Below are 21,759 nucleotides of genomic sequence, written 5' to 3' on the forward strand. Positions count from 1 at the left end.
ATGCGCGTAACAGTAAAAGAAGTCGGACCGCGTGACGGGTTACAAAATGAGCCGACATTTATTCAAACGGAGGATAAAATTGCATGGATTAATCAGCTTTCGCAAACGGGATTGACATATATTGAAGTGACGTCGTTTGTCCATCCGAAATGGATTCCGCAGCTTGCCGATGCGTATGAAGTTGCTTCTCGCATTGAGCGAGTAGAAGGAGTGACATATGCTGCGCTTGTGCCAAACAAAAAAGGATTAGAAGGTGCGCTAGCAGCGAATATGGATGAAGTCGCTGTATTTATGTCGGCAAGCGAAACGCATAATCGAAAAAATATTAATAAGTCAATCGAAGAAACGTACCCGGTGTTAAAAGAAGTGATTGACGAAGCGAAGCGAGAAAACAAAACGGTTCGCGGTTACGTATCAACTGTGTTCGGCTGTCCGTACGAAGGAAAAGTCAGCATTGAACGCGTCATCTCTGTTTCTGAACGATTGTTTGAGCTTGGGATTGATGAACTGTCGCTCGGTGATACGATCGGTGTCGCGAATCCCGTCCAAGTACAACGAACGTTGGAACATCTATTAAAGCGGTTTTCAGCTGAGAAGATCGCACTTCATTTCCATAATACGCGCGGTATGGCGCTTGCAAACGTGTTTGCATCGCTGCAAATGGGCATAACCATTTTTGATAGTTCGCTCGGTGGGTTAGGCGGTTGTCCGTATGCTCCAGGGGCATCTGGGAATTTAGCGACAGACGATTTAGTATATATGCTTACACAAATGGGGATCGAATGCGGTGTCCAGTTGGAACCTTTAACAGAAGCAGCACGATGGATAGAAGAGAAAATTGGCCGTCCGCTTATGAGTCATCACCTAAACGTTGTAAGGGGGAATAGATGATGATGGAAGCTGTTCTTTATTCCACAATTGATGCAGGGGTGGCAGTTGTCACGTTAAATCGACCGGATGCAGCGAACGCTCTTTCATTAAAAATGTTAAACGAACTGCAGCGTATTCAAGCGGAATTGAAGTTAAATCGAAACGTGCGGGCAGTCATTGTCACAGGTGCGGGGCAAAAAACATTTTGTGCAGGGGCAGATTTAAAAGAGCGGGCAAAAATGAATGAAACACAAGTGCGTCAAACGGTTGCGCTCATTCGAGAAACGATCAATGGGTTTGAACAGTTGCCTCAACCTGTTATTTGTGCACTGAACGGTGGAGCTTTTGGCGGTGGACTTGAATTGGCGCTTGCATGTGACATTCGCATCGCTGCTGAGCATGCCACGATGGGACTGACAGAGACAGCGCTTGGCATCATTCCTGGTGCAGGAGGGACGCAACGCCTTCCACGGCTTATTGGGATCGGGCGCGCAAAAGAGATGATTTGTACAGCAAGGCGCGTTTCAGCGCAAGAAGCAGAGCGGATTGGTTTAGTCGAGCGCGTCGTTTCTGCTGAACAATTGTTAGATGAGGCGTTTACGATCGCGACAGCGATCTCGAATAACGCCCCGATTGCCGTTGCTCAAGCGAAAGCAGCAATAAACCATGGGGTGCAAGTCGATATGCATACAGGGCTTGTCATTGAACAAATGGCGTATGAGCGAACGATTCATACAAACGACCGATTAGAAGGATTACGAGCATTCAAAGAAAAACGAAAACCGGTGTACAAAGGGGAGTAAAGGACATGATTTCAAACGAACAATTATCGCTTGTTGAACAGCTACAACAAAAACGAAAACAAATTGAACAAGGGGGCGCGCGCAAATATCACGAAAAAAACGCTGAGCAAGGGAAATTGTTTGTGCGTGATCGCTTGAAACTGTTATTTGATGAAGGGCTACAATTTGAAGATGCATTTTTCGCCAACTGTTTAGCGGACGGACTGCCGGCAGATGGTGTCGTGACAGGAGTCGGGAAAATTAACGGACAAACGGTATGCGTTATGGCAAATGATTCGACCGTCAAGGCAGGTTCGTGGGGGGCAAGAACAGTAGAAAAAATTATTCGCATTCAAGAAACGGCTGACAAACTACGATGCCCGATTTTATATTTAGTTGATTCCGCCGGTGCACGCATCACGGATCAAATTGAAATGTTCCCAGGACGACGGGGAGCCGGACGTATTTTTTACAATCAAGTCAAATTGTCTGGAAAAGTGCCACAAATTTGCTTATTGTTCGGACCGTCAGCTGCAGGTGGGGCGTACATCCCTGCGTTTTGTGATATCGTTATTATGGTCGAAGGAAACGCTTCGATGTATCTCGGTTCACCGCGCATGGCGGAAATGGTTATCGGTGAAAAAGTGACACTTGAGGAGATGGGTGGCGCTCGCATGCATTGTTCTGTTTCGGGTTGCGGTGATGTGCTCGTAAAAACGGAAGAAGAAGCGATCGCCTTTGCGCGTAAATATTTGTCGTACTTTCCAGCTAATTTTAGTGAAAAACCGCCGATGGCGGAACCGAGAGAGCCAAAGGCATTTGACAAAACGATTGAAGAACTCATTCCGAAAAATCAAAATGCCCCGTTCAATATGTACGATTTAATCGACCGTGTGATCGATGAAGGATCGTTTTGCGAAATCAAAAAGCTGTTTGCACCTGAACTCATTACAGGTCTTGCACGCATTAACGGCCAACCGGTTGGGATTATCGCTAATCAACCGCGCATGAAGGGCGGCGTGTTGTTCCACGACTCAGCCGATAAAGCCGCGAAATTTATTACACTGTGCGATGCATTCCATATTCCGCTCATCTTTTTAGCAGACATCCCTGGCTTTATGATCGGAACGAAAGTGGAACGAGCAGGGATCATTCGTCATGGTGCAAAAATGATTTCAGCGATGTCAGAAGCAACTGTGCCGAAAATTTCAATCATTGTACGAAAAGCATACGGAGCAGGATTATACGCTATGGCAGGACCAGCTTTTGAACCGGATTGCTGCTTAGCTTTCCCGCATGCACAAATTGCTGTCATGGGACCAGAAGCAGCGGTAAACGCGGTATATGCGAATAAAATTGCTGAACTGCCAGAAGAAGAGCGAGCCGCTTTTATTGAGCAAAAACGTGAAGAATATCGGAAAGACATCGATATTTACCGACTTGCTTCCGAAATGGTTGTCGATGGCATTATTGCGCCAAATGAGTTACGTTCTGAACTCATTCGGCGATTAGATGCATATATGTCGAAATATGTGGTATTTTCTGAACGAAAACATGGGGTTTACCCTGTGTAGTTGTCAAGACATATGGTACAATGGAGGCGATGTGTTGTAACATCGCCTTTTTTTCGGGAAATTTCCCCGGAAATCGACAACAATTTGCACATGTTGTCGATGAAAAGAAAGATGAATTTGTTTTTTTAAAAAACGCTCTTTGTTCCATACTTCCTGTATCTTTTTGTATAATCGAGAAAGGGGATTTGACGTTTGATTTACATATGGCTTATCGCACTATTTTTCATTTATAGCATATTCCCAACGTGGATTGTCCGTATTTCCTCATTTCGTGTACAAAAGAGAGTGAAAAAAGGCGTAGCATTAACGTTTGATGATGGTCCAGATCCGCTTTACACGCCCCAGTTGCTTGATTTATTAAAAAAATACAATGTAAAAGCAACGTTTTTCGTTGTCGGCTGGAAGGCGAAAAAATACCCACATCTTATTAAAAGAATGCATGAGGAAGGGCATACGATCGGTTTGCACCATTATTACCATACGAGCAACTGGTTTCTTCCGCCGCTTGTTACGGAATGGGAGCTTGAACGATCAGCACGTGCCATTGAGCACATGACAGGCGTTCGTCCGGTATACTATCGTCCGCCATGGGGACATTTAAACATATGGACGGTGTTGATGCAAAAAAAGTATAAAATCGTCATGTGGACATATATTCTTGGTGATTGGAGAACTTCATTAGGTGTGGATCGCCTTTATGAGCGGTTAATGAGCAGTATAACAGATGGGTCAATCATCGTATTGCATGATAGCGGTTCGACCATTGGGGCTGACGAACATGCGCCAGCGAACATGTTACGAGCATTAGAACAATTATTGCAACATTGTTCTGTTCAATGGGTAAAAGTGAACGAGCAATAAAGGGGAATGAGGAAATGGAAGCGAACAACATTTTAATGTATATTCAATCCCACGGTTATATTGTATTATTTCTCTCGTTATTTTTCGGTATTGTCGGTATTCCCGCACCCGAAGAGTCACTTCTGTTTTTCGTGGGCATATTTATTTCACACGATCAATTGCATTTATTTAAAAGCTTATTTTTCGCGATTTCCGGGGCGACAGTTGGGATGGTTGTTGCCTATATGGCTGGCTATACGTTTGGTTCAGCGCTGTTATTTAAATATGGGCATTATATTGGTTTTCATCGTCGGCGTTATCGGTATGTTTATCGTCACTTTCGAAAACGAGCTCCTTGGATTATTACATTTGGTTATTTTATTCCAGGTGTTCGTCAGTTATCTCCATACATGGCTGGGGTTGTTCGCGTTCCATTTCTCCCGTTTCTTTTTTTGTCGTTTATTGGATCTGCGTTTTGGATTAGTTTATTTATATTTGTCGGGAAGTTTCTTGGGGAGCGTATACATATTCCTCTTTACTTATTACCGTGGATAACGATTGTATTTTTTAGTTTATTTTTCATTGGGCTATATGTGAAAAGAAGAAAAACAAATTAAAGGGAGTTCGCATAATGATGAACATTCTCGTACTACCTTTGTTTCAAATGTCATCTGGCCATCATCAAGTGGCCGATGCGCTCATATATTCATTGCAACATCGGTTTCCTAACGTTTCTTGCGAAAAACTTGATTTCTTAAGTTATTGTAACGAACAAATGGAAAGGCGAGTAGCGGACTTTTATCTTCGCTGGATTTCGCTATCACCGCACTCATATGAATGGATGTACCAACGATGGATGAAAAAATTTGAACAACCAGCGATGGAACCGTGGTTGCTTTATTTTGAAAAGAAGATGAAACGTCTTCTTCAAGAGAAAAAACCAGATCTCGTCATATGTACGCATTCGTTTCCTTCGCACGTGTTGCAGCGATTGAAACAAAAAGGCGCTGTAACAGCGCCTGTTATAAACGTATATACAGACTTTTTTTTAAATGGCATTTGGGGAAAAACAGCGATTGATTACCACTTTGTTCCGCATGAGGAGGCGAAACGGTCGCTATGTACGAGGTTTCGTATCGAGCGTCATCGCGTCATTGTGACAGGCATTCCGATTCATGAACATATCGTACCTGCGCAAAAAATAAAGCGACGGATGAATAAACATATTTTAGTGGCTGGCGGCAATCAAGGACTAGGGAAGATGAAACAATTTTTAAAAAACGCTAACCATTCACAGCTGACATATTCTGTTTTATGCGGTAAAAATGAAAATTTATATGAAGAATTAAAAAGTTGGAACGACCCGCGTATCCGTCCGTTCCGATATATCTCGGATCGAGCAAAAATGAACGAATTGTACGATGAAGTGGATGCGGTTGTGACAAAGCCGGGTGGTGTCACGATGAGTGAAGTGCTCGCAAAAAAACTGCCTGCTTTTACACTTTCGTATTTGCCAGGACAAGAACAAATAAATTTGCATTATTTAAGAAAAAAAGGACTTATTTATCTTCTTCGGGACAATGAGCCTTACGACCAACAATTGATGCGCGTATTAACGAATGATGAGGAAATGAATGAATTAGAAGAGCGGATCGAGAGCTATTGGTTCGGACGTGAAAAAACAGCGCAAGAAGCGCTCGCTGAATGGATTGAAGCGAATATATATGCAATGAAAAAGCGATGAAATTTGCTCATCGCTTTTATTTTTTTGATTTTCCGTATGTGTCAATGCTTAATTTGACATTGATTTTTTCTAGTGTATCATTTGTGAGCGAAACGAATCCGTTTGTCGTATATTTGCGCCAGTCATTGACGTTTTGACGGTACAATGCGTTTGATAATTGAAGTGTATCGACACCTTCTTTTACGCCGAGTTGGAATAAGCTTTTTATTTCTTTCTCGACTGTTTTTGTTGCGTACTCAATCATTTGTTTCTCAGACATTTGTTCACGAAGTTCAATGATGCTCCCCGTTGCTTGTATATCAACGGTAAATACAGGGTGACCGTCTTTTATTTTGTATGATATGCTTGCTTTCGGTGCGCGCACGACGAGCGTACCAATCATGTTGCCGTTTGGTTGAATATAAATGGGCGTTCGTCCTGTGCCTTTTGTTACCCAGCGCAACCCGTCAAGTTTATGGCGTGGGATACATGCTTGTTTATTGTAACGATGCAAGAAACAGACGCCATCCATTTTTAACATCGGTTTTGCCTTTTTATTTTCTTTCCAATTTTTCTTTTCAATTGCAAGGGAAGGAAGCGGAAAAACAACCGCTTTTTCGTTGGAAGCGGCAATCAATTCGTTCAAGCGTTTCGGTTGAATAAAAGAACTTTGTTCGTAAATGTCTGTCGGATTAGCGAGCAAAGAAAAATATGGTGAATAATCTAGAAATGGTGTTGTTTCAAAAATATGTTCAATCGATTCCTTAGTTGTAAATGCCCAGATCGTATGACGAATTTCGTTGTAACGATCAAGTACATCAATGACATCGCGCACAAGCCCTTTTTTGAGCGCCCGTTCTGTAAAAACGATTCCTTTCACATGTCCCCATGATACACGTTGTTGAATCGCATAATATAGACGATCTGTCGCAACGTTAAACGTTTCCCCCTTTGCTTTTCCAATCGTAACGGTTGATTTTTGTCTTCCGCCGCCCGCTTCGACTTTCGCAAGCCCTGTAAAACTAATAAGTTGGGCGTAGGCGATCACTTGTCCGTCTTCGTAGTCCACGCCGATCGCATGAATATAAGCAAGATGATCAATTTCTTTCATCCCCCAGCAGCCGGTTAAAAGGAAACAAAAAAAACAACAAATAAGCGCGCGAGTCATGATTCGTCACCCGGTGTATTATCATTCGTTTTTAACATTTTCGGGCGCATTTTAAACTTCTTCCATCCACTTGTAATAACTACTTTCCATATATCTCCTGTTACTGGGGAAAGAGGAGCTAAATAAGGGACACCGAACGACGTTAAATTAGCTGTATAAACTAAAAGAAAAAACATCGATGCAATAAAACCGAAAAGACCGAGCATAGAAGAAGCGGCAAGGACGATAAAACGTAAAATGGACACCGTCCCAGCAAGCGATTGATTCACAAGTGTAAATGTTGCGATAACAGATGTGGCCATGACAACAAGTGTTCCGGGCGCTGCCAGTCCAGCGTTAATGGCGGCCTGACCGATAATAAGACCACCGACGACCGATAACGTTTGTCCAATCGCAATCGGAAGCCGCATGCCTGCTTCTTTAAAAATTTCAAATAGACTGATCATAATAAACGCTTCTAAAGGAGCAGGGAGCGGAACCCCTTGCCTAGCGAGAACGATCGTAGCTAATAACGTAAACGGTAGTTGATCTTGATGGTATGTTACAATGGCTACCCAAAGACCCGGTAGAAACACAGCGACGCTAACCCCAATGAGTCGAATAAGGCGTTGAAATGTCACGAACACAAACGATGTGCTATTGTCTTCAGATGTATTTAATAGAAAAGTTAAATTTGCCGGCCCAATTAAGGCAGTTGGTGAGCCATCAACAAAGACAGCGAATCGTCCGCTCAATAGTGCGTTAACGACAAAATCCGGGCGTCCAGAGTAAGCGAAAACGGGAAATAAAGAAAAATATTTTTCGCTTAACAATTCTTCTAATTGGTTTGTTCCTGTTAAGGCGTCAATGTTAATTGTGCTTAAGCGACGCTTTAATTCAACAACCGTTTCTTGATTAATAATGTCTTTAATATATAAAATATCAACTTTCGTTCGGCTTCGTTTGCCGATTAATACTTGTTCAACGTGCAAGCTGCTCGTTTTCAACCGTTTTCGTATGAGCGCGACGTTTTTTGCCACTTCTTCAATAAAGCCATCTTTCGGTCCGCGAATGGATACTTCGGTGTTCGGTTCTTCTGGACTGCGGTTCGGTGGATTCGCCAGCGAAATGGAATACATCGCTTCCGCTTCCACAAAGTAAATGACTAAGTCCCCATTAAAAACGATAAAATCAAGTTGTTGGGCAGAGACCGATTTTCCGACTAAATGAAGCGGCATTTGTTTATATTTCTCAATGTCCGTCACTGAATATAGCGGATACCGTTGTCCCATGCGTGTAATTGTCGGGAAAATAAATTGCTTTAGCAACATGGTGTCACACAATTCTTCACAATAAATGAAAATAAGCGAGAGTGGCTTTCGTTCTTCTGAATAAATGGTTGCTGGCATAATGACAACATCTTTACATTGTGCAAAATGTTCTTTTAACGTTCGCTCATCGACAATGATTTCAGCAGTCATGCGGACGCTCTCCTTTCTTTTATACGTATCGCTAACGCGAGGACAAACAATGACGTTGAAAGAAAACAAATGAAGAAAAATGAAATCGGCAGTATCCATTTTTTAACATATGAAAAAACGTATAATCACTCATCGGTGTCATCGCCGCGAAGAAAATGACGACGTATACAAATATTAAAATCCATCGCCGCGATGCTTTATTTGTTATGTCAAATAGCTCTGGAATGAGCGCTGTCGCAAGCGAAATGCGAATAAACGCCCCTGCTATCCATTGATACACCGATAAAAAATCAAAATGCTCTAAATACGTCCCTAAGTTCACCATTCGCCATTGCTCAAAGGCAGGGTAGCGTAAATGACTAGCTTCTGCTGGTCCAAACTCTGTAATGGCTCCAATTGTTGGGCCGATCGATAAACTGGCAGCGACAAGCCCGAATAAAACGAGCTTCATAAAAGAAATGTTCGTTTTCATTTGTTGCTGCATAAATAGTAAAAGAACGATTTCACCATATCCGGTAGCGACGTACATCACTCCCTTCCAAACGGGCATCCAACCATTTTCGAGCATCGGCTTTAACAGCTCATAATTTTTATGTGGGATCGTCGCTAAAGCGACAAATATGCCGAACAATACGACGAAAGGTAAAATAATACCTGACGTTTTAGCGATCGATGGCAAGCCGATGGAAGCATTATAAAAGCAGATGATACAAAGTGTAACAACTATCGCCCAGTTCGGTGTCCCCGTTAAATATGATGTCGTTGTAAACGTTGTCGTATCTTTTAATGCCACAATGCTAATGATGAGTAAATATAAACATGTGACAGAAGCGATAAAATAGGCTATTGGAGCACCGATATTTTCTTTTAGCCATTGAAAGATGTGCGTTTGTTGTGATTGTTTCATAGGGAAATAAATGAGAGGAAGAAACATGACAAGCAATATAAGCCCGATAATGGTCGAGATCCACGCATCTCGTCCAGCAATTTCAAGTAAAACAGGAATGATGATGACATGATTCATAAGACCGATCGATAACATTAAAACGAATAACATTTGTATCGTATTCATAAACACACACCTTTTCCCTTGTTGTATTTTTATCGTTTCCAAACAGGGAAATGATATGCATTGTCACCATCTAGGCTCGTTTCACCATATAAATAAAAAAGTAGTTGTGCTACAATAAATGAAGTGAATGTACAGTCGAGGAGGAACGAACATGAAAATGACGTTAGGTGTATTATATGGCGGCAAATCGCCTGAACATAAAGTATCATTGCAAACGGCGCGTTCGGTTATCAATGCGATAAATAAAGAAAAGTTTCGTGTCGTACCCATTTATATTACAACCGATGGAGAATGGTTGCGTGGGGAAGCGATTGAAGGGGAAGTGCAAGATGTGAAGCAGCTTGCGTTTCAGCAAGGTTTGCCAGCACTTGCGTCTATTGCGAATCGTTCGAAAAAAAATGAGGAGCGCATTGATGTCATTTTTCCTCTTTTACACGGGCCGAACGGAGAAGATGGAACGGTGCAAGGAATGTTAGAATTATTAAACGTACCGTATGTTGGGAACGGTGTGCTAGCATCAGCTGTCGGTATGGATAAAGTTGTTATGAAGCAACTGTTCGCGCAAGCGGGATTAAAACAGGCGCGTTACGTCTTTTTCTTGAAAAAAGAATGGGAAAAATATAAAGAGACCGTATATGAAACAGTAGAACGTGAGCTTGGCTATCCGTGTTTTGTCAAACCAGCCAATGCTGGTTCGAGCGTAGGAATAAGTAAATGTAAAAACCGTGAGCAGCTACAAGTGGCATTCCAAGAGGCGTTTCGTTACGATCGAAAAGTCATCGTCGAAGAAGCGATTGTTGGCCGTGAAGTAGAAATTGGGGTGATCGGAAACGATGAGCCAATTTGCTCTGTTGTTGGGGAAATTGTGCCGAAAAAAGAATTTTACGATTACGAAGCAAAATATGTCGATGGAAATACAGAATTAGTCATCCCAGCAAACATTACAGACAAAGAATACGAAACGATAAAACAAATGGCACTTACCGCTTTTAAAGTGCTCGATTTAGCTGGATTAGTCCGCGCCGACTTTTTCTTGACGGCAGATGGGGAGGCGTATATTAACGAAGTCAATACGATGCCGGGCTTTACGCCATTCAGCATGTTCCCGCTTTTATGGAAACATACGGGCGTATCGTATGAGGAGTTAATTGAACGTCTCATTCAACTAGCGATTAAGCGATATGAAGAAAAGCAAAACATTACGTATGTGTTTTAAGGTGATAATATGATTACACGTTCATTAGCTGACATTCAAACAATGATTCCAGGCAGTACGATTGATGAGCGTTTTTCTGCCGTTGTCATTCACGGTGTGTCGACAGATACGCGCACAATTGAGCAAGGAAATTTATACGTTCCGCTAAAAGGAGCGACATTTAACGGCCATCAATTCGTCATGCAGGCGTTTGAAAAAGGGGCAACAGCTGCATTATGGAGCAAACATGAGCCAAATGCACCGAAAGATGTGCCGCTCATTTTTGTTGATGATTCGCTCGTTGCATTGCAACAGCTAGCCCATGCGTATCGAAAACAACTTCGTGCGCGCGTCATCGGGGTGACAGGGAGCAATGGAAAGACGACGACAAAAGATATGATTGCCTCATTGCTTGGGACAGTATATCGTGTGCAAAAAACAGAAGGGAATTTAAATAATCATATCGGTGTGCCGCTAACGCTTCTCCGCCTCAAAGAAGAAACAGAATATGCAGTCGTTGAAATGGGCATGAGCGGCTTTGGAGAAATTGAACTGCTTTCTACCCTTGCTGAACCAGATGTTGCGATCATTACAAATATTGGTGAATCACATTTACAAGAGCTCGGTTCGCGTGAAGGAATTGCAACAGCGAAGTTTGAAATCGTAAAAGGCCTAAAGCGTGACGGACTGTTTATTTATCACGGGGATGAACCGTTGTTGCAAACGCGTGTGGAAAACGCTAATCTTTCGCATGTTCAAACGTTTGGGATGGGGACGACAAACGATTATTATCCGCTTGATATTCATGTTCAAGCGGATGGAACGGTGTTTGAGGTAAATTGTTGGCCAAATGAAACGTTTCATATGCCGCTCCTTGGCCGTCACCATGTGATGAACGCCCTTGCGGCCATGGCAGTCGCTCGTTTCGCTTCTATTGATGTGTCCGATATGAAAAAAGGATTTTCGCGTTTATCTGTTACAAAAATGCGCACAGAAGTTATCAAACGTCATGACGGAGTGACGATCATTAACGATGCATATAACGCGAGCCCGACGTCGATGCGAGCTGCCCTTCAGTTGCTCGGACAATTGACAGGATATCGTAAAAAAATAGCGATTGTCGGCGATATGCTTGAATTAGGTGAGCAAGAAATCGCTTTTCACGAACAAATTGGCGAAATGATCGACCCACAAAAAATAGATTACGTATTAACGTACGGAGAGCGTGCGAAAGTGATCGCTGAGCGGGCAAGCAAACGGTTTAGCGAAGGACATGTTCGCTCGTATACAGATAAGGCGAAATTAGCCGCAGATGTACAAGCGATGATGGGAGCAGGCGATGTTATTTTATTAAAAGCATCTCGCGGCATGAAGTTAGAGGAAATCATTTCTTTGTTAAATGAGTAAAAAGAAACGTTCAATTTGTTGAAAACATATGCATAAAATGGTATGATGAACAAGAGCTATTTACGGAATGAATTTCAACAAGGCACTTCCGTCTATACGGGAATGCCTTTTTTCGTAAGTTATTTGAAGAAGGAGTATGAAAACATTGGTTACATTTAAAGAATTTGGATTGAGTCCAGAAGTAATGAAAGCAGTTAGTAAAATGGGATTTGAAGAGGCAACACCGATTCAGGCGGCTACGATTCCGCTTAGTCTACAAAATCGTGACGTCATTGGCCAAGCGCAAACAGGAACAGGAAAAACGGCAGCATTCGGCATTCCGCTTGTTGAGAAAATTGATATGCACAATGATGCCGTGCAAGCGATCGTTGTTGCACCGACGAGAGAATTAGCCATTCAAGTGTCCGAAGAGCTATATAAAATTGGTTCAACAAAGCGTGTGCGTGTTCTGCCGATTTACGGTGGGCAAGACATTGAGCGACAAATTCGGGCGTTAAAAAAACACCCGCACATTATTGTCGGTACACCAGGGCGCATTCTTGATCATATTCAGCGTCGTACGCTCCGTTTACAAAACGTGCATACGGTTGTGTTAGACGAAGCGGATGAAATGTTGAACATGGGGTTTGTTGAAGACATTGAGGCGATTTTAAGCCACGTGCCGACAGAGCGTCAGACGCTTCTTTTTTCAGCGACGATGCCAGAGCCGATCCGCCGCATCGCCGAACGTTTTATGGTCAATCCGGAGCTCGTTCGTGTCAAAGCAAAAGAGATGACCGTTCCAAACATTGAACAATATTATATTGAAATTCAAGAAAAGAAAAAGTTTGACACGTTAACGCGTTTATTAGATATTCAATCGCCTGAGTTAGCGATCGTTTTCGGGAGAACGAAGCGCCGTGTTGATGAGCTAGCAGAAGCGCTCAATTTGCGCGGCTATACGGCTGAAGGGATTCACGGTGATTTAAGCCAGGCGAAGCGTTTATCCGTGCTGCGCAAGTTTAAAGAAGGTTCGATTGATATTTTAGTTGCAACGGATGTCGCTGCACGCGGTTTAGATATTTCTGGTGTGACGCATGTATATAATTTCGATATTCCACAAGACCCAGAAAGCTATGTTCACCGAATCGGTCGAACAGGACGTGCAGGTAAAATGGGAATGGCGATTACGTTTGTTACACCTCGTGAAATCGGACAGTTACATCATATCGAGAAGACGACGAAGCGGAAAATGGAGCGCATGAAACCGCCAACGTTAGATGAGGCGCTTGAAGGTCAACAACGAGCAGCGATCGAAAAACTGCTTACGACAATTGAGCATAACAACTTATCATTTTACAAACGTGCAGCAGAAGAATTGTTAGAAGAGCACGACTCCGTTTCACTTGTTGCCGCATGTATTAAAATGTTAACGAAAGAGCCTGATATGACGCCAGTGCAGTTGACAGAAGAGCCACCGGTGATGAAAAAAGAGAAAAAGCGACAAGTGCAGACGCGTCAACGCCGCAATGAAACGCGTGGCCGTGGAGCAAAAACGCGTGCGAAACGATAGGAGCTGTCTTCATAGATAGCTTCTTTTTCTTTATTGGAGGGATATGGATGATTGTTGGTATTGGGATTGACATTGTGGAATTAAGTCGTATTGCTCAGTTGATCGAACAACAACCGAAATTTATTGACCGCATTTTAACACATAATGAGCGCATTCGTTTTCAACAATTATCGCCAAAACGAAAAGTTGAGTTTATGGCTGGGCGCTTTGCGGTAAAAGAAGCGTATGCGAAAGCGGTGGGGACAGGGATTGGCACACATGTTTCATTTCACGATATTGAAATTCAAAATGATGAAAACGGTAAACCATATATCGTTTCCCCGACATTGAATGAACGTGTGCACGTCTCCATTTCACATAGCGAACATTATGCTGTTGCTCAAGTAATCATTGAACGCTTGTCAAGCTAGTCTGCATATTCTCCCGCTTGACCTCATATGATGGCTTATGAAGGAAGTCCAAATGAGGTAAAGGGGTTGAAAAAATGAGACGAACATTGCTTTTTTGGTGCCTGCTTCTTTTCATTGTAGGCAGTTTGGCTGCTTGCGGAGAAAAGTCGCAACAAGATGTATTAAAAGCGCTCGATGAAAAAGTGCAAACGATGTCTGGGTACAAAGCAGAAGCAAAAATGACGCTTCAAACAGGAACAGAGCCACAAGTGTATGAAATTGAAATTTGGCACAAGTCGCCAAATTACTACCGAGTGAACTTAAAAAATGCCCAGCGTGACCAACATCAAATGATTTTGCGTAACGATGAAGGAGTATTTGTATTAACGCCTGCGTTAAATAAAAGTTTTCGCTTTCAAAGCGACTGGCCGCAAAACACAAGTCAAGTATACTTGTATGAATCGCTCGTAAAAGACATTTTAGCTGATTCGAAAGCAGATTTTAAAGCGACAAAAAACCATTACGTGTTCCAAACGAAGACAAATTACGAAAACAAAAAAATGTTGCCAAAACAAGAGATTACATTAAACAAAAAAGATTTAACGCCAGTCAAAGTGACAGTGATGGATATCGACTCGCAACCGATGTTGACTGTTGAGTTTTCAAAAGTAGAATGGAACGCCGCATTTGATGATAATGCTTTTGATGTCAGTAAAAACATGACGAGAGCGAAGTTAGAAAATGAGCAAGAAGCGACGACAGAAGCGAATCAACAAGCGGTGCCCGTCATGTATCCGACGTATGAGCTCGATGGGGTGAAGCTTGTTGAGGAAAAAGAATTTACAACAGCGAACGGCAAGCGAATCGTCATGACATTTGCCGGAGAAAAGTCGTTTACGCTTGTGCAAGAAAAAGCGCATGCTGTACCAACAGCGAACGTATCGACAACCGTTAAAGGCGAGCCAATTGATTTAGGATTTGCGATTGGAGCAATGACAAACGGAACGTTGACGTGGACGTATAAAGGAGTTGATTTTATTCTCGCTTCCCAAGACTTAACGAGAGATGAAATGGTTGCGATTGCTCGTTCCGTACAAGGAAAGATGATGAAGTAAGACTCGCGTGGCGGGTCTTTATTTTTTTGTTGACATGACGCAAGGGGAAAAGAAATAATCAAACGTGAACACATTTTTGAAGGGGTTTGAAAGGATGGATCAAGCATTTTATCGCGATACATGGGCAGAAATTGATTTAGATGCGATTTTTTATAATGTGCAATCGATGAAACAGCATGTCGGTCCACATGTCGATGTGATTGCTGTGGTAAAGGCAAACGCTTACGGGCATGGGGATATCCAAGTAGCGAAAACTGCGCTGGAAGCAGGGGCAACGAGATTAGCAGTCGCTTTTTTAGATGAGGCGCTAGCACTGAGAAAAAAAGGAATTTCTTCAGACGTCCCGATTCTTGTACTTGGAGCGACAAACCCTCAATATGCACCGTTAGCTGCCAGTCAAAACATTGCATTAACTGTTTTTCGAGCCGAGTGGTTTAAGCAAGCATTCATGTATGGACCGTATGAGCAACCGTTGAACGTTCATATCAAATTGGATACAGGGATGGGGCGGTTAGGAGCTAAAACGAAAGAAGAAGTGCAACAAATTGTAAACGTAGTTGAACAAAAAGACTCGTTTGTCATTGAAGGAGTATATACGCACTTTGCAACAGCCGATGAACAAAATGTTGATTATTTTTCGTTTCAATACGATACATTTATGCACATGCTAGAGTGGTTTCCTGTGAAACCTCCGCTCATTCATTGCGCCAATAGCGCTGCGGGACTGCGTTATCCTGATCGAGTATTTAATGCGGTACGCTTAGGCATCTCGATGTATGGGTTGGCACCGTCGCAAGAAATGAAACCATTGTTGCCTTATCCGTTAAAAGAAGCGTTCTCGCTCCATAGTCGTTTAACGCATGTGAAAAAGGTGAAAGCGGGAGAAAAAATAAGTTACGGAGCGACATATGAGGCAAAAGCAGATGAGTGGATTGGTACTGTTCCAATCGGTTACGCAGACGGTTGGTTACGTCGTATGCAACATTTTTCTGTTCTTGTTGATGGGAAGCGTGTCCCAATTGTTGGACGTGTTTGTATGGATCAAATGATGGTTCGTTTGCCGTATGAACTTCCCATTGGTACAAAAGTGACGCTCATCGGTGAACAGCAAGGTGAGCGCATTTCCGTTGATGATGTTGCGGCCCATTTGAACACAATTAATTATGAAATCCCTTGTACAATTAGTTATCGTGTTCCCCGTATTTTTTTAAAAAATAAGAGTATAATTGAAGTGAGAAATGCGGTATTATAGTAGATGGGTGGAATGAGAACGATTGTTTTCGAAAAATTTCTACAAAATTTGGACAAATGATGCTGGAAATGACTTTGCATCGCGATGATGAAATGGTATGATGTAAATTGGGAGCAACTATGTGGTGTAGTTTAGTTGGAGGTGTGTGTTTGTGTCTGAATCCAGCGCAACAACAGAAATTGTTATTCGGTTACCGCAGGCGTTAGTGAGCGAATTAGATGGAATTGTGAAGCAAGAAAACGGCAGCCGAAATGAGCTCATTTATCAAGCGATGAAAATGTACATCCGCGAACGGAAAAAACGTCAAATTCGAGAAGCGATGAGACGTGGGTATATGGAGATGGCGAAAATTAATTTGTCGCTTGCATCGGAGGCTTTTCTTGCGGAATATGAAGCTGACCACACCGTTGAACGCTTAGTTAGCGGGGGGTAATCTTTTGATTGTCAAACGTGGTGACGTGTATTTTGCCGATCTTTCTCCAGTAGTTGGATCTGAGCAAGGGGGCGTGCGCCCTGTGCTTGTTATTCAAAATGACATTGGGAACCGTTTCAGTCCAACCGTCATTGTTGCTGCCATTACTGCGCAAATTCAAAAAGCGAAGTTGCCCACACATGTTGAAATCGACGCAAAGCGCTACGGATTTGAACGGGACTCTGTCATTTTGCTTGAACAAATTCGGACGATCGATAAACAGCGTCTGACAGATAAGATTACCCATCTAGATGACGAGATGATGGATAAAGTAGATGAAGCGTTGCAAATTAGTCTTGGTCTTATTGATTTTTAATATGTCGAAAAATAGCTACATTGTGTAGCTATTTTTGTTTAGAGGAGGAATTTTGTTTGGAACTACTAAAGCAGTTGGCTGTGAAATTACATATTCCATTTGTACACGTCCAACATGTTATTCAGCTTTATGAGGAAGGAAATACGATTCCGTTTATTGCTCGTTACCGAAAAGAAATGACTGGTGCGCTTGATGAAGTGCAAATTCGTACCATTTTAGATGAATGGAATTATTTACAAAACTTAACGAAACGAAAAGAAGAAGTGATTCGCTTAATCGATGAGCAAGGAAAATTAACGGACGAACTGAAAGAAGCGATTACAAAAGCAACGAAACTGCAAGAAGTAGAAGACTTATATCGTCCATATAAACAAAAGCGACGAACAAAAGCGACAATTGCAAAAGAAAAAGGGCTGGAACCTTTTGCAGAATGGTTATTAACGTTTCCGAATGAGTCGATTACAGAACGAGCACAATTGTTTATTGATGAGCAAAAAGAAGTACATACGATCGAAGAAGTGATCCAAGGTGCCAAAGATATTATTGCTGAAAAAGTGTCCGATGACGCAACGCTTCGTCAATGGATTCGTCAGCAAACGTGGCAAACAGGAATGATCGTTTCTGTTGGAAAAGAAGTAGAAAAAGACGAAAAGCGTGTATTTGAAATGTATTACGATCATCGTGAACCGATCGCTAAAGCGCCCGCCCACCGTGTTTTAGCGATGAACCGCGGCGAAAAAGAAGAAGTTTTACGCATTGCAATTGATGTAGATGCTGAACGAATTATTACATACATTCGTAAACAAGTTATACGAAATGAGCGCTCATCGGCGGCCGACATTGTTGCTGAGGCGATTGAAGATGCATATAAACGTTTAATCGCCCCGTCTATTGAGCGAGAAGTACGAAATGAGTTGACAGGACATGCGGAAGAACGAGCGATCCACATTTTCGCTGAAAACTTACGCAACTTGCTGTTACAACCACCGTTAAAAGGGAAGGTCGTTTTAGGGATCGACCCAGCATATCGTACAGGATGTAAGTTAGCTGTTGTCGATGAAACCGGAAAAGTACTTCATATTGATGTCATTTATCCGCATCCACCGAAAAATGAGGTGGAGAAAGCGAAAGAAAAATTAAAGCAATTACTTCATACGTATCAAGTGGAGTTAATTGCCGTTGGCAACGGAACGGCATCGCGAGAGACAGAGCAGTTTGTAGCCGATACAATTTCTGAGTGGGAAGGAAACGTGTTTTATTTAATTGTCAATGAAGCAGGGGCAAGTGTATATTCTGCGTCAGATTTAGCGCGGAAAGAGTTTCCACATCTACAAGTTGAGGAGCGAAGCGCTGTATCGATTGCTCGACGTGTTCAAGACCCGCTTGCTGAATTAGTAAAAATTGATCCGAAGTCTGTAGGGGTTGGACAATATCAGCATGACGTGTCGCAAAAAAAGCTTGAGCAATCGTTGCAGTTTGTCGTAGAAACGGTTGTCAACCAAGTCGGTGTAAACGTTAATACAGCTTCTCCAACGTTGTTGCAATATGTATCTGGTTTAACGAAGACAGTAGCCGAAAATATTGTAAAATATCGTGAAGAACACGGGAAATTTACAAATCGTGAGCAATTAAAACATATTCCACGCCTTGGAGCGAAAACGTACGAACAATGCATTGGTTTTTTGCGCATCATAGATGGAGATGAGCCGTTAGACCGCACACCAATCCACCCAGAACGTTATGAAGAAGTGTATCAATTGTTACGGCGCCTCGGTTTTTCGACAGAAGCGATCGGAAGTGAGCAATTGCGAGTTGCACTTGAAGGAATAAATATAGAAGAAACAGCACAAGAACTGAACATAGGGGTATTGACGCTTCAAGATATTATCGATGCGCTTAAGCGTCCAGAGCGCGATCCGCGCGATGATTTGCCAAAGCCTATTTTAAAGCAACATGTGTTGAAGATGGAGGACTTGAAAAAAGGTATGGAATTAGAGGGAACGGTACGAAACGTTGTTGATTTCGGCGTATTCGTAGATATTGGTGTAAAGCAAGATGGACTTGTTCATATTTCGAAACTGAGCAATCGATATGTGAAACATCCACTTGATGTTGTGTCAGTAGGTGATATTGTGAAAGTATGGGTTGATTCGGTCGATTTACAAAAAGAGCGCATCGCTTTAACGATGATTCCACCAACATCGGAAAACACACTGTCATGAGCAGTGTGTTTTCCGGTAAAAAAACCAACATTGATTGAGAAGTTTAATTTGAGCGCGATTTTTTTCATAATATGCACGGCGCATTTGGTTTCTTAGCCACATCGGCATGATGATCACCTTCAAATTGTTTTTTTATTATGTTATGAGTAAAAGAGCCCAATGGTGAAAGGACGGAATTAAAATGGATGAGCGCGAGTTGCAGGAGCTTGTTGAGCGCATATCGTTACATATATTTCATAAGCCGTTTCGGCATCGAGCGATATTTAACGACCGGTTAAAGACGACAGGTGGGAGATATTTACTTTCTACGCATAACATTGAACTGAATCGAAAATATTACGAACAACATGGGGAAGAAGAGCTCATTCAAGTAATTAAGCACGAATTATGCCACTATCATTTACACCTAGAAGGAAAAGGTTATCGCCATCGCGATCGTGATTTTCGAGAATTGTTACAAAAAGTACAAGCCCCCCGCTTTTGCAAACCTGTTGTATTAGCAAAGACGGGAAAGAAATATTATTATGAATGCACATCATGTCATTATATATATGTGCGAAAAAAAGCGATGGATACGAATCGATATGTATGTGGACGCTGTCGAGGAAAATTAAAAAAAATAAAAAGAGAGTGTTGACAAGCCAAATCTTCATGTGCTAAATTATAAAAGCCGTCGTCATTCGATGAGAAAAAACAAGTGAAAAAAAAGACGGTTGACAGACATAAAAAGAATAAATATAATATAAGCAGTCCTAATGATTAGATTGTTCCGCAGTAGCTCAGTGACGGGCAATGCTTCTTTGGTTAGGCTGCGAGTTGCCTCGACGCATCCATCATCATTAAGTATGCTAGTAGAGGAAGAAGCAGTAAAGTTAAACTATAATATTGGTTAGGTAGTATGAATCACTTTATTATTATTCCGCAGTAGCTCAGTGGTAGAGCACTCGGCTGTTAACCGAGCGGTCGTAGGTTCGAATCCTACCTGCGGAGCCATTGGAGAAGTACCCAAGTGGCTGAAGGGGACGGTTTGCTAAACCGTTAGGTCGTTCTTTTACGGCGCGCGGGTTCAAATCCCGCCTTCTCCGCCAGGAAGACAATGAACATGGCCCGTTGGTCAAGTGGTTAAGACACCGCCCTTTCACGGCGGTAACACGGGTTCGAATCCCGTACGGGTCATCCTTTGGAGTGCTCATTTTGTTCACTCCATTTTATTTCGGAGGATTAGCTCAGCTGGGAGAGCACTTGCCTTACAAGCAAGGGGTCGGCGGTTCGATCCCGTCATCCTCCACTCTTTTTGGTCCCGTGGTGTAGTGGTTAACATGCCTGCCTGTCACGCAGGAGATCGCGGGTTCGATCCCCGTCGGGACCGCCATTTAAAAAAGTTTTTTAGAGTGTTTTAACATACATGTTCGATTGTTTGTTGGGCTATAGCCAAGCGGTAAGGCAACGGACTTTGACTCCGTGATGCGCTGGTTCGAATCCAGCTAGCCCAGCCATTGATGTAACGAGCCATTAGCTCAGTAGGTAGAGCATCTGACTTTTAATCAGAGGGTCGGAGGTTCGAGTCCTCCATGGCTCACCATGTATGCGGGTGTGGCGGAATTGGCAGACGCACCAGACTTAGGATCTGGCGCCTTTGGCGTGGGGGTTCAAGTCCCTCCACCCGCACCAGTCGGTCGGTTTTTTAACAATATGCGGTCGTGGCGGAATGGCAGACGCGCTAGGTTGAGGGCCTAGTGGGGGCAACCCCGTGGAGGTTCAAGTCCTCTCGGCCGCATCTAAAAAAACTTGACTTTGATTGATGAAATATGATATATTGAAAAGGTCGTTAAAAATGCGCCCGTAGCTCAATTGGATAGAGCATCTGACTACGGATCAGAAGGTTAGGGGTTCGAATCCTCTCGGGCGCGCCATGTTTATATCAATGAGGACGGGAAGTAGCTCAGCTTGGTAGAGCACATGGTTTGGGACCATGGGGTCGCAGGTTCGAATCCTGTCTTCCCGACCATCTCACTAGCGAATATGCGGGTGTAGTTTAGTGGTAAAACCTCAGCCACGAGCGACACTTCGCTGAGTAAGCTGCGAGTTGCCTCGACGCATCAATCATCTTCGAGTTTGCGAGTAGAGGAAGAGGCATGGGTGGTCGTGATATGTAATGTTGATGAAAATTAATTAACAACGCGCGGGTGTAGTTTAGTGGTAAAACCTCAGCCTTCCAAGCTGATGTCGTGGGTTCGATTCCCATCACCCGCTTTGATGTTCCTTGAAAACTGAACGAAGCGAAAAGCGTACAAAAGCTAAGGATAACTTTTCTATGGAGAGTTTGATCCTGGCTCAGGACGAACGCTGG

At 42.8% G+C, this 21,759-nt stretch carries 19 protein-coding genes, 12 tRNA genes and 1 pseudogene; 28 read left to right on the plus strand and 4 right to left on the minus strand.

From position 1 onward, the window contains the following. The 6 genes from HNR63_RS13310 to HNR63_RS13335 all read left to right on the plus strand — a co-directional run bounded on the left by HNR63_RS13310 (position 1) and on the right by HNR63_RS13335 (position 5,810). Positions 1–891 (plus strand): hydroxymethylglutaryl-CoA lyase, encoded by an 891-nt coding sequence (locus tag HNR63_RS13310; protein WP_181521020.1) that lies wholly within the window; start codon positions 1–3, stop codon positions 889–891. Continuing rightward, on the plus strand, positions 891–1,673 hold the full coding sequence (locus tag HNR63_RS13315) for an enoyl-CoA hydratase (protein WP_181521047.1): 783 nt from the start codon (positions 891–893) through the stop codon (positions 1,671–1,673). Before HNR63_RS13310 ends, HNR63_RS13315 begins: the two co-directional genes overlap by 1 nt. 5 nt (positions 1,674–1,678) lie before the next feature. After that, positions 1,679–3,226 (plus strand): acyl-CoA carboxylase subunit beta, encoded by a 1,548-nt coding sequence (locus HNR63_RS13320; protein ID WP_181521022.1) that lies wholly within the window; start codon positions 1,679–1,681, stop codon positions 3,224–3,226. Positions 3,227–3,418: 192 nt separating this feature from the next. Further along, the gene (locus tag HNR63_RS13325) at positions 3,419–4,087 is read left to right on the plus strand and encodes a polysaccharide deacetylase family protein (RefSeq protein WP_181521024.1); all 669 of its coding nucleotides are present in this window, start codon (positions 3,419–3,421) and stop codon (positions 4,085–4,087) included. A 14-nt stretch (positions 4,088–4,101) separates the two neighbouring features. Further along, positions 4,102–4,683, plus strand: coding sequence for a DedA family protein (locus tag HNR63_RS13330; protein WP_021095837.1), 582 nt, complete (start codon positions 4,102–4,104; stop codon positions 4,681–4,683). Between the two features lie 14 nt (positions 4,684–4,697). Beyond that, positions 4,698–5,810 (plus strand): MGDG synthase family glycosyltransferase, encoded by a 1,113-nt coding sequence (locus tag HNR63_RS13335; RefSeq protein WP_181521026.1) that lies wholly within the window; start codon positions 4,698–4,700, stop codon positions 5,808–5,810. A 16-nt stretch (positions 5,811–5,826) separates the two neighbouring features. Here HNR63_RS13335 and HNR63_RS13340 read toward each other — a convergent pair whose 3' ends face one another. From HNR63_RS13340 to HNR63_RS13350, 3 genes and pseudogenes are all read right to left on the minus strand, one after another. Next, complete coding sequence (locus HNR63_RS13340; protein WP_181521028.1) at positions 5,827–6,957, minus strand: Ger(x)C family spore germination protein; 1,131 nt, start codon at positions 6,955–6,957, stop codon at positions 5,827–5,829. Beyond that, entirely contained in the window at positions 6,954–8,417 is a 1,464-nt protein-coding gene (locus HNR63_RS13345; protein WP_181521030.1) for a spore germination protein, read from the minus strand. The genes HNR63_RS13340 and HNR63_RS13345 overlap by 4 nt, the downstream gene beginning before the upstream one ends. After that, positions 8,414–9,489: pseudogene (locus tag HNR63_RS13350) on the minus strand (GerAB/ArcD/ProY family transporter). The gene HNR63_RS13345 and the pseudogene HNR63_RS13350 overlap by 4 nt, the downstream one beginning before the upstream one ends. Before the next feature lie 151 nt (positions 9,490–9,640). On the opposite strand from HNR63_RS13350, the gene HNR63_RS13355 reads away from it, so the two are divergent. From HNR63_RS13355 to HNR63_RS13395, 9 genes are all read left to right on the plus strand, one after another. After that, positions 9,641–10,705 (plus strand): D-alanine--D-alanine ligase, encoded by a 1,065-nt coding sequence (locus tag HNR63_RS13355; RefSeq protein ID WP_181521032.1) that lies wholly within the window; start codon positions 9,641–9,643, stop codon positions 10,703–10,705. Between the two features lie 9 nt (positions 10,706–10,714). After that, positions 10,715–12,091, plus strand: a complete 1,377-nt coding sequence (locus HNR63_RS13360) for a UDP-N-acetylmuramoyl-tripeptide--D-alanyl-D-alanine ligase (RefSeq protein ID WP_181521034.1) — start codon at positions 10,715–10,717, stop codon at positions 12,089–12,091. Between the two features lie 145 nt (positions 12,092–12,236). Continuing rightward, positions 12,237–13,643, plus strand: coding sequence for a degradosome RNA helicase CshA (gene cshA, locus HNR63_RS13365; RefSeq protein WP_246316814.1), 1,407 nt, complete (start codon positions 12,237–12,239; stop codon positions 13,641–13,643). A 47-nt stretch (positions 13,644–13,690) separates the two neighbouring features. Next, positions 13,691–14,053, plus strand: coding sequence for a holo-ACP synthase (gene acpS, locus HNR63_RS13370; RefSeq protein ID WP_181521037.1), 363 nt, complete (start codon positions 13,691–13,693; stop codon positions 14,051–14,053). Positions 14,054–14,127: 74 nt separating this feature from the next. Further along, complete coding sequence (locus HNR63_RS13375) at positions 14,128–15,147, plus strand: LolA family protein (protein WP_181521039.1); 1,020 nt, start codon at positions 14,128–14,130, stop codon at positions 15,145–15,147. Between the two features lie 94 nt (positions 15,148–15,241). Beyond that, complete coding sequence (gene alr / locus HNR63_RS13380; protein ID WP_181521040.1) at positions 15,242–16,399, plus strand: alanine racemase; 1,158 nt, start codon at positions 15,242–15,244, stop codon at positions 16,397–16,399. Between the two features lie 151 nt (positions 16,400–16,550). Then, positions 16,551–16,832, plus strand: coding sequence for a CopG family ribbon-helix-helix protein (locus tag HNR63_RS13385; protein ID WP_003398486.1), 282 nt, complete (start codon positions 16,551–16,553; stop codon positions 16,830–16,832). A gap of 4 nt (positions 16,833–16,836) precedes the next feature. After that, the gene (ndoA, locus tag HNR63_RS13390) at positions 16,837–17,187 is read left to right on the plus strand and encodes a type II toxin-antitoxin system endoribonuclease NdoA (RefSeq protein WP_003253417.1); all 351 of its coding nucleotides are present in this window, start codon (positions 16,837–16,839) and stop codon (positions 17,185–17,187) included. 56 nt (positions 17,188–17,243) lie between these two features. Beyond that, positions 17,244–19,409 carry a Tex family protein gene (locus tag HNR63_RS13395; RefSeq protein ID WP_246316810.1) on the plus strand — a complete coding sequence of 722 codons (2,166 nt, stop codon included), beginning with the start codon at positions 17,244–17,246 and terminating at the stop codon, positions 19,407–19,409. Here the strand turns inward: HNR63_RS13395 and cmpA are convergent. Beyond that, positions 19,404–19,517, minus strand: a complete 114-nt coding sequence (cmpA, locus tag HNR63_RS13400; protein ID WP_085789152.1) for a cortex morphogenetic protein CmpA — start codon at positions 19,515–19,517, stop codon at positions 19,404–19,406. The two genes, HNR63_RS13395 and cmpA, sit on opposite strands and share 6 nt — an antisense overlap. A gap of 73 nt (positions 19,518–19,590) precedes the next feature. On the opposite strand from cmpA, the gene HNR63_RS13405 reads away from it, so the two are divergent. From HNR63_RS13405 to HNR63_RS13465, 13 genes are all read left to right on the plus strand, one after another. After that, the gene (locus HNR63_RS13405; RefSeq protein ID WP_021095825.1) at positions 19,591–20,046 is read left to right on the plus strand and encodes a SprT family protein; all 456 of its coding nucleotides are present in this window, start codon (positions 19,591–19,593) and stop codon (positions 20,044–20,046) included. Between the two features lie 281 nt (positions 20,047–20,327). Beyond that, positions 20,328–20,402: transfer RNA gene (locus HNR63_RS13410), tRNA-Asn, on the plus strand. Positions 20,403–20,404: 2 nt separating this feature from the next. Further along, positions 20,405–20,497, plus strand: a tRNA-Ser gene (locus HNR63_RS13415). Positions 20,498–20,513: 16 nt separating this feature from the next. Then, positions 20,514–20,585: transfer RNA gene (locus HNR63_RS13420), tRNA-Glu, on the plus strand. Between the two features lie 39 nt (positions 20,586–20,624). Then, a tRNA-Val gene (locus HNR63_RS13425) sits at positions 20,625–20,697 on the plus strand. Positions 20,698–20,705: 8 nt separating this feature from the next. Next, positions 20,706–20,781 (plus strand) — tRNA-Asp (locus tag HNR63_RS13430). A 49-nt stretch (positions 20,782–20,830) separates the two neighbouring features. Then, positions 20,831–20,905, plus strand: a tRNA-Gln gene (locus HNR63_RS13435). 10 nt (positions 20,906–20,915) lie between these two features. Continuing rightward, positions 20,916–20,991, plus strand: a tRNA-Lys gene (locus HNR63_RS13440). 5 nt (positions 20,992–20,996) lie between these two features. Beyond that, a tRNA-Leu gene (locus tag HNR63_RS13445) sits at positions 20,997–21,080 on the plus strand. A 23-nt stretch (positions 21,081–21,103) separates the two neighbouring features. Further along, a tRNA-Leu gene (locus tag HNR63_RS13450) sits at positions 21,104–21,186 on the plus strand. Between the two features lie 59 nt (positions 21,187–21,245). Next, positions 21,246–21,322: transfer RNA gene (locus tag HNR63_RS13455), tRNA-Arg, on the plus strand. Between the two features lie 18 nt (positions 21,323–21,340). Beyond that, positions 21,341–21,417, plus strand: a tRNA-Pro gene (locus HNR63_RS13460). A 174-nt stretch (positions 21,418–21,591) separates the two neighbouring features. Then, positions 21,592–21,662 (plus strand) — tRNA-Gly (locus HNR63_RS13465). Positions 21,663–21,759: the final 97 nt, after the last annotated feature.

It is taken from the genome of Anoxybacillus ayderensis (assembly GCF_013761015.1).
Taxonomy (GTDB): Bacteria; Bacillota; Bacilli; order Bacillales; family Anoxybacillaceae; genus Anoxybacillus; species Anoxybacillus ayderensis.

Coding starts and splice junctions, on each gene's coding strand:
- alr (WP_181521040.1), top strand. CDS start 15,242: ATGGATCAAGCATTTTATCGCGATACATGGGCAGAAATTGATTTAGAT.
- cmpA (WP_085789152.1), bottom strand. CDS start 19,517: ATGCCGATGTGGCTAAGAAACCAAATGCGCCGTGCATATTATGAAAAA.
- HNR63_RS13345 (WP_181521030.1), bottom strand. CDS start 8,417: ATGACTGCTGAAATCATTGTCGATGAGCGAACGTTAAAAGAACATTTT.
- HNR63_RS13330 (WP_021095837.1), top strand. CDS start 4,102: ATGGAAGCGAACAACATTTTAATGTATATTCAATCCCACGGTTATATT.
- HNR63_RS13315 (WP_181521047.1), top strand. CDS start 891: ATGATGGAAGCTGTTCTTTATTCCACAATTGATGCAGGGGTGGCAGTT.
- HNR63_RS13355 (WP_181521032.1), top strand. CDS start 9,641: ATGAAAATGACGTTAGGTGTATTATATGGCGGCAAATCGCCTGAACAT.
- HNR63_RS13340 (WP_181521028.1), bottom strand. CDS start 6,957: ATGACTCGCGCGCTTATTTGTTGTTTTTTTTGTTTCCTTTTAACCGGC.
- HNR63_RS13375 (WP_181521039.1), top strand. CDS start 14,128: ATGAGACGAACATTGCTTTTTTGGTGCCTGCTTCTTTTCATTGTAGGC.
- HNR63_RS13335 (WP_181521026.1), top strand. CDS start 4,698: ATGATGAACATTCTCGTACTACCTTTGTTTCAAATGTCATCTGGCCAT.
- HNR63_RS13310 (WP_181521020.1), top strand. CDS start 1: ATGCGCGTAACAGTAAAAGAAGTCGGACCGCGTGACGGGTTACAAAAT.
- acpS (WP_181521037.1), top strand. CDS start 13,691: ATGATTGTTGGTATTGGGATTGACATTGTGGAATTAAGTCGTATTGCT.
- HNR63_RS13360 (WP_181521034.1), top strand. CDS start 10,715: ATGATTACACGTTCATTAGCTGACATTCAAACAATGATTCCAGGCAGT.
- HNR63_RS13320 (WP_181521022.1), top strand. CDS start 1,679: ATGATTTCAAACGAACAATTATCGCTTGTTGAACAGCTACAACAAAAA.
- HNR63_RS13405 (WP_021095825.1), top strand. CDS start 19,591: ATGGATGAGCGCGAGTTGCAGGAGCTTGTTGAGCGCATATCGTTACAT.